Origin of the sequence: Pseudoalteromonas sp. R86517, assembly GCF_042466295.1 — a bacterium.
GTDB lineage: Bacteria > Pseudomonadota > Gammaproteobacteria > Enterobacterales > Alteromonadaceae > Pseudoalteromonas > Pseudoalteromonas atlantica.
In genome coordinates, this window is the sequence record NZ_JAXHCB010000001.1 from 570,600 (window position 1) to 582,498 (window position 11,899).

The 11,899-nt window shown below is 42.1% G+C and carries 17 protein-coding genes; 14 read left to right on the forward strand and 3 right to left on the reverse strand.

Annotated features, from left to right (window positions below; genetic code table 11):
- Positions 1-22: 22 nt before the first annotated feature.
- From SJY38_RS02515 to SJY38_RS02525, 3 genes are all read left to right on the forward strand, one after another.
- Positions 23-478, forward strand: coding sequence for a GNAT family N-acetyltransferase (locus tag SJY38_RS02515; RefSeq protein ID WP_064385272.1), 456 nt, complete (start codon positions 23-25; stop codon positions 476-478).
- A gap of 78 nt (positions 479-556) precedes the next feature.
- A complete protein-coding gene (locus SJY38_RS02520; RefSeq protein WP_054982728.1) occupies positions 557-889 on the forward strand; it encodes a type II toxin-antitoxin system RelE/ParE family toxin in 333 nt (110 codons plus the stop codon).
- A complete protein-coding gene (locus SJY38_RS02525) occupies positions 876-1,190 on the forward strand; it encodes a DNA-binding transcriptional regulator (RefSeq protein WP_004586175.1) in 315 nt (104 codons plus the stop codon). The genes SJY38_RS02520 and SJY38_RS02525 overlap by 14 nt, the downstream gene beginning before the upstream one ends.
- Positions 1,191-1,882: 692 nt before the next feature.
- On the opposite strand, the gene SJY38_RS02530 is transcribed toward SJY38_RS02525, so the two are convergent.
- Genes SJY38_RS02530 through SJY38_RS02540 form a run of 3 tightly spaced genes read right to left on the reverse strand, consistent with a single transcriptional unit; the run spans position 1,883 to position 4,212 of the window.
- Positions 1,883-3,070, reverse strand: a complete 1,188-nt coding sequence (locus tag SJY38_RS02530) for a VWA domain-containing protein (protein ID WP_286741800.1) — start codon at positions 3,068-3,070, stop codon at positions 1,883-1,885.
- Position 3,071: 1 nt separating this feature from the next.
- Entirely contained in the window at positions 3,072-3,920 is an 849-nt protein-coding gene (locus SJY38_RS02535) for a MoxR family ATPase (protein ID WP_004586178.1), read from the reverse strand.
- 52 nt (positions 3,921-3,972) lie between these two features.
- Positions 3,973-4,212, reverse strand: coding sequence for a DUF1653 domain-containing protein (locus SJY38_RS02540; protein ID WP_029774266.1), 240 nt, complete (start codon positions 4,210-4,212; stop codon positions 3,973-3,975).
- A gap of 60 nt (positions 4,213-4,272) precedes the next feature.
- On the opposite strand from SJY38_RS02540, the gene SJY38_RS02545 reads away from it, so the two are divergent.
- The 11 genes from SJY38_RS02545 to rpoS all read left to right on the forward strand — a co-directional run bounded on the left by SJY38_RS02545 (position 4,273) and on the right by rpoS (position 11,843).
- Complete coding sequence (locus tag SJY38_RS02545) at positions 4,273-4,752, forward strand: DUF2947 domain-containing protein (RefSeq protein ID WP_286741801.1); 480 nt, start codon at positions 4,273-4,275, stop codon at positions 4,750-4,752.
- A 75-nt stretch (positions 4,753-4,827) separates the two neighbouring features.
- Complete coding sequence (locus SJY38_RS02550; RefSeq protein WP_024033119.1) at positions 4,828-5,457, forward strand: hypothetical protein; 630 nt, start codon at positions 4,828-4,830, stop codon at positions 5,455-5,457.
- Positions 5,458-5,487: 30 nt separating this feature from the next.
- Entirely contained in the window at positions 5,488-5,775 is a 288-nt protein-coding gene (gene ftsB, locus SJY38_RS02555) for a cell division protein FtsB (protein ID WP_004586182.1), read from the forward strand.
- Positions 5,765-6,466 (forward strand): 2-C-methyl-D-erythritol 4-phosphate cytidylyltransferase, encoded by a 702-nt coding sequence (ispD, locus tag SJY38_RS02560; RefSeq protein WP_054982725.1) that lies wholly within the window; start codon positions 5,765-5,767, stop codon positions 6,464-6,466. The genes ftsB and ispD overlap by 11 nt, the downstream gene beginning before the upstream one ends.
- Positions 6,463-6,960, forward strand: a complete 498-nt coding sequence (gene ispF, locus SJY38_RS02565; RefSeq protein ID WP_273607701.1) for a 2-C-methyl-D-erythritol 2,4-cyclodiphosphate synthase — start codon at positions 6,463-6,465, stop codon at positions 6,958-6,960. Before ispD ends, ispF begins: the two co-directional genes overlap by 4 nt.
- Positions 6,957-8,006, forward strand: a complete 1,050-nt coding sequence (gene truD / locus SJY38_RS02570; RefSeq protein WP_286741802.1) for a tRNA pseudouridine(13) synthase TruD — start codon at positions 6,957-6,959, stop codon at positions 8,004-8,006. The genes ispF and truD overlap by 4 nt, the downstream gene beginning before the upstream one ends.
- Positions 7,987-8,751: a 5'/3'-nucleotidase SurE gene (surE, locus tag SJY38_RS02575; RefSeq protein WP_004586186.1), complete on the forward strand. Its 765-nt coding sequence runs from the start codon at positions 7,987-7,989 to the stop codon at positions 8,749-8,751. Before truD ends, surE begins: the two co-directional genes overlap by 20 nt.
- A complete protein-coding gene (locus SJY38_RS02580) occupies positions 8,741-9,379 on the forward strand; it encodes a protein-L-isoaspartate(D-aspartate) O-methyltransferase (protein WP_004586187.1) in 639 nt (212 codons plus the stop codon). The genes surE and SJY38_RS02580 overlap by 11 nt, the downstream gene beginning before the upstream one ends.
- Positions 9,380-9,388: 9 nt before the next feature.
- Complete coding sequence (locus SJY38_RS02585; protein WP_004586188.1) at positions 9,389-9,967, forward strand: YqaA family protein; 579 nt, start codon at positions 9,389-9,391, stop codon at positions 9,965-9,967.
- Positions 9,968-10,008: 41 nt separating this feature from the next.
- Positions 10,009-10,833 carry a peptidoglycan DD-metalloendopeptidase family protein gene (locus SJY38_RS02590; RefSeq protein ID WP_286741803.1) on the forward strand — a complete coding sequence of 275 codons (825 nt, stop codon included), beginning with the start codon at positions 10,009-10,011 and terminating at the stop codon, positions 10,831-10,833.
- A gap of 35 nt (positions 10,834-10,868) precedes the next feature.
- Positions 10,869-11,843 carry an RNA polymerase sigma factor RpoS gene (rpoS, locus tag SJY38_RS02595; protein WP_024033114.1) on the forward strand — a complete coding sequence of 325 codons (975 nt, stop codon included), beginning with the start codon at positions 10,869-10,871 and terminating at the stop codon, positions 11,841-11,843.
- Positions 11,844-11,899: the final 56 nt, after the last annotated feature.

Consider the following 11,899-nt stretch of genomic DNA (forward strand, 5'->3'; position numbering starts at 1 on the left):
TCAAGGGTTAAATGGGGTGTAAATGGATATTAGAACAGACGAGCTTTCAAACCCACACATTATAAAGTTACTACAAGCGCATCATAACGATATGCTAAAACACTCACCTGTTGAAAGCGTACATGCGCTGGATGTAACTAAACTCACTCAGCCCGATATAATTTTTTATAGCTTATGGATTGATAATAATTTAGCGGGTGTTGGTGCTTTAAAAGCACTAAATACAACGCATGGCGAAATTAAATCAATGCGCACCTCAAGCAACTATTTACGCCAAGGCATAGCCGCTAAGTTACTCACGCATATTATTGAGCAAGCAACACTGCGAGGGTATAAAAAGTTAAGCCTAGAAACTGGAACAGCAAAAGCATTTTTACCTGCGCAAAAGCTTTACACTCAATTTGGTTTTAAAGAGTGCGAGCCGTTCGGTGATTATCAGCTAGATCCGTATAGCTTGTTTATGAGTAAAGTGCTTTAGCTAAAGCAAAAGATACCAGCTGCCGCCCATTTAAAATCTTTAATTGAATTTGTACGCTATCTGCGTATACTTCTATGTATGAAAAGCCTATTTGTTGAATCAAGCATATTTGAAAAGTACCGAGAGCTGTACTTGAGTGATGACGAATATCGTTTATTTCAAGCAGACCTCATGGTTAACCCAAAACAGGGCGATGTGATTCAAGGAACAGGCGGCTTACGTAAAGTTCGAGTTGCGAGCAAAGGAAAAGGTAAGCGTGGCGGTTCAAGAGTTATATATTATTACTTGGACGACAAAAGACGTTTTTATCTACTCACTATTTACAGTAAAAACGAAGTAACCGATTTAACAGCAGATCAGAAAAAGCAATTAAAAGAATTCTTAGAGGTATGGCGCAATGAGCAAACGTGATTTATTTTCAGAATTAACGACAGCACTTGATGATGCTAAAGCGCATTCACAAGGAAAGCTAACGTTACGTACTCATGCAGTAAATGATATTAACGATCTTGCTATCTCACCCGATGAAATAGTAAATATTCGAGAAACATTTAATATGTCGCGCGGTGTATTTGCAAACATTCTACATACATCAGCAAGAACACTCGAAAACTGGGAGCAAGGGCGTAGTGCACCGAATGGGCAAGCAATTACCTTGTTAAAGCTTGTGCAGCGACATCCTGAAACATTGAATCATATAGCTGAATTGTAGGGCTTTGACACTGTAATACGATTTTTATTATGTTTTAAAATGAATAAAGCGCAGTTGAGCTACAAGGTATAATGTTGAAATATAAAAAGAATCCTTTCTTTTTATCAGTTAAATAATTGTCACATAAAGTTATTGATGATTAACAAGATTGGAGAAACTGAAGTAACTAACCTTACTAAATCAGCTAAAAACTTCTCACTAATTTTAATCGTGATTTGCATGATGCACCTCTCGGTCAAATGGTTTAAATTAATTGACCATTTTACCGTGCTAATGCTAACCTTTAGTTCTCACGCAAAAGGGTATGGCATTAGCAATTTACAAATGGTCAATACCTAAAGAAAGCCTAAGTTGATTTATAATCGCTTAGGCTTTTTTGTTATAACCATATTCCTTTTGGTTATATGTTTATATTATAACCTTATATAGAAGAGTGCAAATAATAATTTATAGGATAAGGGTAGGTATCATTATTTAGCCTTTCCTTGCTTGAAATTTCAACAGCTCATATTTAGCGCAGTAAGTCGGGTTGTTTCTAGTTAATTCATCATTATCGTCGGATGGCGTGGCTTCGCCACTTATCCGACCTACGTCAAAGGTAGGTTGGTTAAGCCAAAGGCGCCACCCAACAAAGTTATAGGTTCACGCCTGGAGGATTCGCTACTAGTTTTGAGCCTTCGTAAATTAACATTCTAACTCAGCTCTTTTATTGCCTTACTTATTCCATCTAAACTCAATGGGTACATTCTGTTATCCATCAGCTGCTTAATAAAATCAATGGATTGATAGTACGGCCAGTGTTCAACCGGTTGTGGGTTGAGCCAGGCGACTTTATCAAAGTGGTTTGTTATACGTTGCAACCATGCACTGCCGGGCTCTTCATTGTAGTGCTCTACTGAGCCGCCGGGGTAGGCTATTTCGTATGGGCCCATAGTGGCATCACCTACAAATATGACCTTGTAGTCGCTGGTAAATTTATTAATCAGCGTCATGGTGTCGATTATGTTTGAGTGGCGGCGCGCATTGTCTTGCCAAACGTGCTCGTATAAACAGTTATGAAAGTAGTAAAACTCTAAATGTTTAAACTCGCTGTGGGCTGCGCTAAATAGCTCTTCGCAGGTATGAATGTAGTCATCCATTGAGCCGCCAATATCAAACAGCATTAATACTTTAACGGCATTGTGGCGCTCGGGTGCCATTTTTACATCCAGCATGCCGCCTTGTTTGGCGGTAGCGCGAATGGTCTCGTTTAAATCAAGGGTGTCACTTGCGCCTGTGCGGGCAAATTTACGTAATTTTTTAAGGGCGAGTTTAATAGTACGAGAGCCAATTTCGCGATCAGAGTCTAAATTGCGGTATTCGCGCTTATCCCACACTTTTACCGCTTGGCGATTACGGTTACCCTCTTGCCCTATACGCACGCCTTCTGGGTTATAGCCATATGCACCAAAAGGTGATGTACCGCCGGTGCCCACCCATTTATTACCGCCTGCGTGGCGTTTTTGCTGTTCTTGTAAACGCTCTTTTAGGGTTTTCATTAGCTCGTCGAGCCCGCCCATGGCTTTTAGCTGGGCTTTTTCTTCATCGCTTAGGTGTTTTTCAAACTCTTTGCGCAACCAATCTTTAGGTAAGTTGTGCTGTTGTTTTAAACTTTCAAGCAAATCAAGGTCGGCAATACCGCTAAAATAGTCGCTGAAGGCTTTGTCGAACCTGTCAAAATGGGTTTCGTCTTTTACCATTATGGTGCGGGCTAAATGGTAAAAGCCATCTACATCGGCAAATATAACGCCTTTTTTTAAGGCGTTTATTAAATCGAGTAGCTCGCGCAGGCTTACCGGTAAGCGGTATTTGCGCAGCGTGAAAAAAAACTGTACTAACATGTTAGCGACGACTCATAAACGCAAGTTTTTCGATGAGGCTTATGTCTTGCTCATTTTTAAGCAGTGCGCCAAACATCGGCATTAAGCCGCCTTTTTGGGCTTTATCGTGCAGTGTTTTAGCGTCTATATCTTCTGCCATTAAAAGCTTTAACCAATCCAGTAATTCGCTGGTGGAAGGTTTCTTTTTAAGACCGTTGGCTTCACGTAAGTTAAAAAATACTTCGAGTGCTTGGCGAACTAAATCTTGTTTAACGTTAGGGTAGTGCACATCAACGATTTGCTGCATTTCTTCGCTGCTTGGAAAATCAATATAGTGAAAAAAGCAGCGGCGTAAAAAGGCATCTGGTAGTTCTTTTTCGTTGTTTGACGTGATGATCACAATAGGGCGTTCTTTCGCTACAATGCGCTCGTTAGTTTCGTAAACATGAAACTCCATTTTATCAAGTTCGAGCAGTAAGTCGTTTGGGAACTCGATGTCGGCTTTGTCTATTTCGTCGATTAAAAGCACTGGCCGTTTGCCGTTAAGTTCAGCGTAGTTAAACGCTTGCCACAGTTTACCTTTAACAATGTAGTTGCCAATATTATGTACGCGCTCATCGCCTAATTGGCTGTCGCGTAGGCGCGATACCGCGTCGTATTCGTACAAGCCCTGTTGTGCTTTGGTGGTTGATTTAATGTGCCACTGAATAAGCTCGGTATCTAAGCTTTTAGCAAGCTCTTCAGCCAGCATGGTTTTACCTGTACCTGGCTCACCTTTAATTAATAAGGGTTTTTCAAGCATAATAGCGGCATTTACAGCCTGTTTAAGCGAGCTGCTAGCGATGTAGTTGTCGGTAGAATTAAATTGCACGGGTTCCCTTTGCCTGGTCTGATCAGTGTTGTATGTGATTATAATGCCATAGTTAATCTGCAGCTCCAAGGTAGGCAAAGCGTGGAATAGTGTGTCCATCTTTTTCAACGGTTTCTAAAAACATACTTAGTGGGCGTGCCCACATGCCGTACTCGCCATACAGGGCTTGGTATATAACTAGTTGCTCGTCGGTTTCACTGTGTGTTGCTACGTAAAATACTTTGTATTGTGGGCCTTTGTAGTGTTGATATATCCCTGGTTTGAGGGAAAGCGGTTTTATTGCTGTAGTCATGTTTTGATCTCTTGTATAATTGCGTTTGCTTTTTATTATGCCAAAGAATACACCAACACTATGAATTATATTTCGCTCGATGATCACAAAAAAGCCTGGGTTTTTCGTCATAAAGACCTCCCTGTATCTGAAGAAGACGCTGCGCGTATTAAGCCAATGACCAGCGAACGTGCTGCGGTGCTTTGGAGCACTATGGTGAGCCGCGAGTTCGACCACCCCGATTTTTTTGATAAAACTGATTGGTGCGGTAAAGAAGAAAGCTTTAGCGACGAAGTAAATTGGGAAGATGCGTGGGAAAATGGCGACGAAAGCTTACCACAAGCCATTTTGGATCATTTAGATTGGCAGGCTAATACCACCGTTTATTTTTGTATGGCACGCGATAACGTTATAGAAACCACCTTCGATGTATTTAAACGTAATTGGCAAAACTTTATGTTTTTAGCTGATGGCAGTTTATTAATTGGTAAAAAGCGTAATACCGTGGTGCAATTTTTAGAAAGCGGCATTGCTAAATTAGGTGAAAAGCCAAGCGTTTAAATTGCCTAGTGCGCTTAAAAAATAGCCGCTATTGTGCTATAAAACAGCTACCTAATTGTTTTTTGAGTATAACTATTGGTAGCGAAGAGTCAGCCACTTGCAGCTCAGCAGCAAGAAATATGGCAAAGTGATGCGCAAAAAGTGCTGTATGCACAATTGTGCAATGCGTTTTATCAGCGAGAGGTACAGCGCTTAGTTGCTGAGCCTAATGCCGATAAACTACGCCGCCAATTAAAAAGCTTACCGTATTATATAGAACGGGCGGCCACTTTGGTTGCCAATGGGAGTTCGCCGTTTACGCTCGACTCACAAAATGGCTCTTGGCTTGAAAAACAAAAGCCAACACCGCCAGAGGTTAACGCTCAGGCAAATGAACTTTTTTATAAAAAATATGCCCAAGTGGGGCTAATAGTGCCGGTGTTAATAAATAGCCATGACCAAGTGAGGCTAAGAATAGACAGCATAGATCAAGTAAGCGACAATAAACTGCACTGTAATGAACTAGGCTGGTTTGATTTTTTTGGCAAGGGCCTAGAGCAAGCGAATGCGCAGTTGGTAAAACCCAGTAAAATGAGTTTAACAGCGGCGTGTTGCGGGCATCAGTGGCAATTTTCAAAACGCTGCGCACCTAGGTTGCTTTCACTTAGAGAAATGTTATTAGCGGGTAATATTAATTGGCGTAATATAAAACGCCCACGAGCCTAATTTTATTTAAAAACGAATAGGGAGTGTTAAATGCGGTTTTTTCAGCTTGGCCTGTTGTGCTTAGCACTGTTTATACAATACCGACTTTGGTTTGGACATAACGGTGTGCAAGACTATACGCGTTTAAAAGCAGCCGTGGCTTCTCATCAACAAACTAATGAAAAACTAATTAAGCGCAATAAAGTACTCACCGCCGACATAGAAGATTTAAAGCTTGGTCAAGAAGGCATAGAAGAGCGCGCTCGTAACGAATTAGGAATGATTAAACCGGATGAAACATTTATACGTGTTTTACCGGGCAAACAACATGAAAAATAATAATTCAATAGCTGCCATTGTACCCGCTGCCGGCGTAGGCAGCAGAATGCAGCACAGTGCACCTAAGCAGTATATTAAATTGGCAGGAAAAACTATTTTAGAGCACACGCTCTGTAAGCTTTCGCAATTACAAAGCTTAAGCCAAATAGTTGTCGCCGTTAGTCAAACCGACCCTTATTTTGACTCGCTTGCGCACATAGACTCGCGAATTTTACGCGCGAACGGCGGGCAAGAGCGAGCAGACTCAGTGCTTAATAGCCTATTATTTTTAGAAAATAACCCTCCTGAATGGGTGCTGGTGCACGACGCAGCCCGCCCCTTAGTCACTATTAACGATATTGAAACCTTAATAGCGCATTGTATAGCCGACGACGAAGGCGGTATTTTAGCAAGCAAGGTAAAAGACACCATAAAGCGTGGTAACACGCATAGCGAGCAAACCGTGCCTCGTGATGATTTATGGCAAGCGCTTACACCGCAGTTTTTTAAATATGACGAGCTTAAAAATGCGTTGCAACGTGCGCTTTGTGAAGGCGTAACTATTACCGATGAAGCCAGTGCCATTGAGTGGGCAAATAAACCCGTTAAGCTAATTGCAGGGCGCAGCGACAATATTAAAATAACCACGCCGGAGGATTTAGACCTAGCGGGGTTTTTATTAAACAAACAACAAAACGAGCAAGCATTATGATTCGAATTGGCCATGGTTTTGACGTACACAAATTTGGTGGCGAAGGCCCAATAACAATTTGCGGCGAAAAAATAGATTACCCGCAGGGCTTTTTAGCACACTCAGATGGCGATGTTGCTATTCATGCATTATGCGATGCTATTTTAGGCGCGTTGGCAATGGGCGATATTGGTAAGCATTTTCCGGATACGGCGAGCGAGTATGAAAATATAGATAGCCGTATTTTACTTCGCCATGTTGTAGGCCTTGCCAAAGAGCAAGGTTATGTACTGGGCAATGGCGATGTCACTATTGTGGCGCAGGCTCCTAAAATGTTGCCACACATCCACGCTATGCGCTCTAATTTAGCCAGCGATTTAAATTGCGAGCTTTCACAAATCAATGTTAAAGCGACCACCACCGAAAAGCTCGGCTTTGAAGGGCGTAAAGAAGGTATTTCTAGCCATGCGGTGGTTATTATGAGCAAAGCGCTTGAGAGTACAGCAAGCGCATGAGCGATTTAAATTATCTATACGGTGCACCCCTTTCAAAAGCAGACTTTAAAACCGTTGCTGAAGATTTTATGGTTGATGAATACCTCGGCATAGAATTTACCGGCAGTGGTGAGCATGTATGCTTACAGGTCGTTAAAAAAGGTGAAAACACGCAATATGTGGCTAAGTTAATTGCACAAAAGGCTGGAGTGTCACCGCGCGAAGTAAGCTATGCCGGCATGAAAGACCGCCACGGCGTGTGTAGCCAATGGTTTAGCGTAAAAGTACCCATTAAAAAGCACATTGATTTTAGTGAACTCAATAGCGACAGCATTTTTGTGGTTTCGCAACAGCGCCACGAACGTAAATTACGCACCGGTTGCCACAAAGGAAACCGATTCACTATTACGCTTCGTAATGTAACCCAGCCGCTTGATATTTTATGCCGCATTAATGCCGTGCGTGCGGGTGTGCCTAACTACTTTGGCGAGCAGCGCTTTGGCCGCGATGGGCATAATTTAGTTATGGCCGAAAAAATGTTTGCCGGCGAGCGCATTCGCGATAAAAAACTACGCGGTATTATTATCTCCGCTGCCCGTTCACATGTATTTAATCAAATAGTGAGCTTACGTGTTAAAGAGCATGGGTTAGCTAAAACCATGCACCGTGAAGTATTTATGCTAAGCGGTAGTAACGCATTTTTTGAAGATGCAATAAGCGATGAAAACATAGCGCGTTTAGCCTCTGGCGATATTATGATGTCGGCTCCTATGGTTGGTAAAAGCGAAAAGGGCTTAACTGATCAAGAAAAATTATGGCTAAAACCATACCAAGCATGGTGTGAGGGCTTAGGCGAATTAGGCCTTAAAAATGAGCGCCGTATGCTGCGTCTCATTCCGCAAGATTTAACCATAGAAACACTAGACGAAACGACTTTAAAATTAAGCTTTGGATTGCCTAAAGGGTGTTTTGCTACCGCACTTTTACGTGAGCTGGTGGATTACACCGATGCAAGCCCTAATGAGCGAAAAGAAAAGGACAGTCAAAATGAAGATACTGCTAAGTAACGACGACGGTGTAAACGCTAAAGGGATTGCTGTTTTATACCAGGCTCTTACGCAAATTGCCGATGTAACCCTTGTAGCCCCTGATCGTAACTGTAGTGGTGCCAGTAACTCGTTAACGTTAATAAATCCACTGCGCTCTACCACGCTTGAAAACGGCTTTATATCGGTTAATGGCACACCTACTGATTGTGTTCATTTAGGGGTTAATCAGTTAGTAGATGAAACGCCTGATTTAGTCGTAGCAGGTATTAACCACGGCGCTAATTTGGGCGATGATACATTGTATTCAGGCACTGTGGCTGCGGCGACCGAAGGGCGCCATTTAGGCTTGCCTGCTATTGCCGTGTCGCTTTGCTCGCACCATGGTGAGCACTTTGAAACCGCAGCAGCTGTGACCGTTAACATAATTAAAGGGCTGGCATCGCACCCACTGCCTAAAGATCAAATTATCAACGTAAATGTACCCGATATTCCTCTAAGTGAGCTAAAAGGGGTGCAAGTTACGCGTTTAGGCGCTCGACATAAAGCCGAAACCATGACCAAACAAACGGACCCATGGGGGCGTGATATTTTTTGGTATGGCTCGCTTGGTATTGAAAGCGATGCCGGTGAGGGCACTGATTTTTACGCTGTTAATAATGGCTATGCTTCAGTTACACCGTTAAGTGTTGATATGACAGCAAAAGAAAGTATTGAAGCGGTTGGGCAGTGGTTAGCTGAAATGGAGATAAACCGTGCTGGCTAATTACTCGCGCAGTGCTATTGCGCTTTCTAAGCTATTAGAGCAAGAAGGGGTAGAAGACAAACAGGTATTAAAAGCCATTGCAGATATACCACGTCATGCCTTTATTGATGATGTACTAAAACACAAGGCGTACGAAAACACGGCGTTGCCAATAGGGCAAGGGCAAACTATTTCGCAGCCTTATATTGTGGCGCGTATGACCGAGCTGCTTCATTTGGCTGGCGTACGCGACAAAGTGTTAGAAATTGGCACAGGCTCTGGTTATCAAACCGCAGTGTTAGCCAAGTGTTTTAATAAGGTGTATTCGGTCGAGCGTATAAAAGCACTGCAATGGCAGGCTAAACGCCGTTTACACCAACTTGATTTATACAATGTAACCATGAAACACGCAGATGGCTGGCAAGGCTGGCAATCACAGGCCCCGTTTAATGGTATTATAGTTACCGCGGCCGCATCAAAAGTGCCCCAAGACTTACTTGCACAACTAGCTGATGGCGGTGTACTCCTTGCCCCCATTGGAGAGCAAGAACAAAAATTAACCATGGTTATTCGCCAAGGCGATAGCTTCACAGAGCATGTTATTGCACCAGTACGGTTTGTCCCTCTCGTCCCTGGTGATATTGAATAGGAATTCACGTTGAAATTGTTTACTAAGTTATACGATATGGCCCTAGTGTGGGCAAAACACCGCTTTGCTGAGCGCTATTTAGCAGCCATGAGCTTTGCTGAGTCCGTTTTTTTTCCGGTACCACCGGATGTAATGCTTGCTCCTATGTCGCTTGCTCAGCCAAGTAAAGCGTGGCGCTTTGCAAGCTTTGCAACAGTTGCTTCAGTACTTGGGGGGATTGTAGGTTACTTTTTAGGTTACTGGTTATTTGAGCCTGTTGTACAGCCCTTTATTGAGCAGATGCACTGGCAAGAAAAGTTTGAAACAGCGCTTACATGGTTTAAAGAGTATGGCGTGTGGGTGGTATTTTTAGCAGGCTTTTCACCTATCCCTTATAAGGTATTTACTATTGGTGCAGGGGTATTACAAATGGCATTTTTACCATTTTTAATAGCGTCTGCCGTTGGCCGCGGTGCGCGTTTCTTTTTAGTTTCTGCTTTAATGAAGTGGGGCGGGGTTAAAATGGAGCAAAAATTACGTCAATATGTTGAAGTACTTGGTTGGGGTTTAGTTATATTAATAGCGGTTGCTTACTTTTTATTACGCTAACAAGCAAAAGTAGTACTTTTTAAATTTCGGAGCAAAACACCTTGAATAGTCAGTACGTATTATATGCAGTTGTATTTATTGCTGTTTTGCTTTCGGGGTGTTCATCTCGCCATATTCCTGCTCCTGTTAGTAGCCTCAATACTAATGTTAATGATTTTCAAAAAGGCATTAACATTAATGGAAATAAATACACAGTACAAAAGGGTGATACTTTATATTCCATTGCCTTTAGTGCAGGGCAAGATTTTAGGTCGCTTGCAAAAAACAATTCAATTCCATCACCTTATGTTATTTATCCTGGGCAAGTTATTTCGCTTGCAGCCACCACTAGCCATGCGGTTGCTAGCAATTCACCCGTTAAACAAAAAATAACACCCACTAAAATAAAACAAAAAACTAACAAAAAATTAAAGAAAAATCTTGATCAGCCGAAACAACGAGAGTATGTTCGAAAACAAGCCAATGAAATAGTTAGTAATGCTAAACCTTCGTCGAGAAGTAAAGTAAAGTGGTTTTGGCCTGCAAAGGGCAAAGTGACTAAACGCTTTTCTAATAAGGAAAACGGTTACAAGGGTTTACAGATTACTAACCGTACAGGGGCTTCAGTTTTAGCCGCAGCACAAGGAACGGTGGTGTATGCGGGTAATGCGCTTCGAGGGTACGGTAATTTAATCATTTTGAAACATAATGATGATTACCTAAGTGCTTATGCACATAACTCGAAACTACTTGTTAGAGAAAAGCAGAAAGTTAAGGCAGGACAAAAAATAGCAGAAATGGGCAAGTCAGAATCTTCGGTCACTGCGCTTCGTTTTGAAATTCGCTACCGTGGGCAAGCTGTCAATCCTGCTAAATACCTTCCCTAATTTTTAGGTATTGATAATTGCTCGGGAGAAGGCTTATGGCTAACGCAGCAAAACTTGACAAAAACACCACCGACGAAAAATTTGATGACACCGCAGTAGAAGAAACTGCAGCATTACTTGAAGAGGTTGATAACGAAGAAGAGATATTTGCAAAAGAGGAAGTAACTAAAAACCTTGATGCAACCCAACTTTATTTAGGAGAAATTGGTTTTTCTCCCCTACTTAGCGCTGAAGAAGAAGTCTTTTTTGCCCGCAAATCGCTACGTGGATGTGAAGCATCTCGCAAGCGTATGATTGAAAGTAACCTACGTTTAGTTGTAAAAATTGCCCGCCGTTATAACAACCGAGGATTAGCACTTCTAGATTTAATTGAAGAAGGTAACCTAGGTTTAATTCGCGCTGTTGAAAAGTTTGACCCAGAACGCGGTTTTAGATTTTCGACTTATGCAACGTGGTGGATACGCCAAACAATTGAACGCGCCATTATGAATCAAACGCGCACAATTCGCCTGCCAATACATGTAGTTAAAGAATTAAATGTTTACTTGCGTACAGCACGCGAGCTGACACAAAAGCTAGACCATGAGCCAACTGCTGAAGAAATTGCTGAAAGCTTAGGTAGACCCGTAGAAGACGTAACTAAAATGCTACGCTTAAACGAAAAAATTGCCTCAGTTGATATGCCAATTGGCGGTGAGAACGACAGCGCACTGTTAGACATTATTGCCGATGAAAAAAGCGCAGGCCCTGAGGGCGAAGTTCAAAACAATGATATTAACAAACATATTGTTGATTGGTTAGGTGAGTTAAACCCTAAACAACGTGAAGTATTAGCGCGTCGCTTTGGTTTACTTGGCTATGAGCCATCAACACTTGAAGATGTTGGCCGTGAAATTGGTTTAACGCGAGAGCGCGTAAGACAAATTCAGGTAGAAGCATTACGTCGTTTGAAAGATATTTTACAACAAGAAGGGTTAAGCACAGAAAGTTTGTTTGACCAGTTCTCGTAACTCCCTTTTATATGTCTATGTGTTTAAAAGCTGAAGGATAAAACCTTCAGCTTTTT

Bases quoted from the DNA above. Each gene is read 5' to 3' on its own strand.
- SJY38_RS02515 (WP_064385272.1), top strand. From the start codon at position 23: ATGGATATTAGAACAGACGAGCTTTCAAACCCACACATTATAAAGTTA.
- SJY38_RS02520 (WP_054982728.1), top strand. From the start codon at position 557: ATGAAAAGCCTATTTGTTGAATCAAGCATATTTGAAAAGTACCGAGAG.
- SJY38_RS02525 (WP_004586175.1), top strand. From the start codon at position 876: ATGAGCAAACGTGATTTATTTTCAGAATTAACGACAGCACTTGATGAT.
- SJY38_RS02530 (WP_286741800.1), bottom strand. From the start codon at position 3,070: ATGTTAGTACAGTTTTTTTTCACGCTGCGCAAATACCGCTTACCGGTA.
- SJY38_RS02540 (WP_029774266.1), bottom strand. From the start codon at position 4,212: ATGACTACAGCAATAAAACCGCTTTCCCTCAAACCAGGGATATATCAA.
- SJY38_RS02545 (WP_286741801.1), top strand. From the start codon at position 4,273: ATGAATTATATTTCGCTCGATGATCACAAAAAAGCCTGGGTTTTTCGT.
- ftsB (WP_004586182.1), top strand. From the start codon at position 5,488: ATGCGGTTTTTTCAGCTTGGCCTGTTGTGCTTAGCACTGTTTATACAA.
- ispD (WP_054982725.1), top strand. From the start codon at position 5,765: ATGAAAAATAATAATTCAATAGCTGCCATTGTACCCGCTGCCGGCGTA.
- ispF (WP_273607701.1), top strand. From the start codon at position 6,463: ATGATTCGAATTGGCCATGGTTTTGACGTACACAAATTTGGTGGCGAA.
- truD (WP_286741802.1), top strand. From the start codon at position 6,957: ATGAGCGATTTAAATTATCTATACGGTGCACCCCTTTCAAAAGCAGAC.
- surE (WP_004586186.1), top strand. From the start codon at position 7,987: ATGAAGATACTGCTAAGTAACGACGACGGTGTAAACGCTAAAGGGATT.
- rpoS (WP_024033114.1), top strand. From the start codon at position 10,869: ATGGCTAACGCAGCAAAACTTGACAAAAACACCACCGACGAAAAATTT.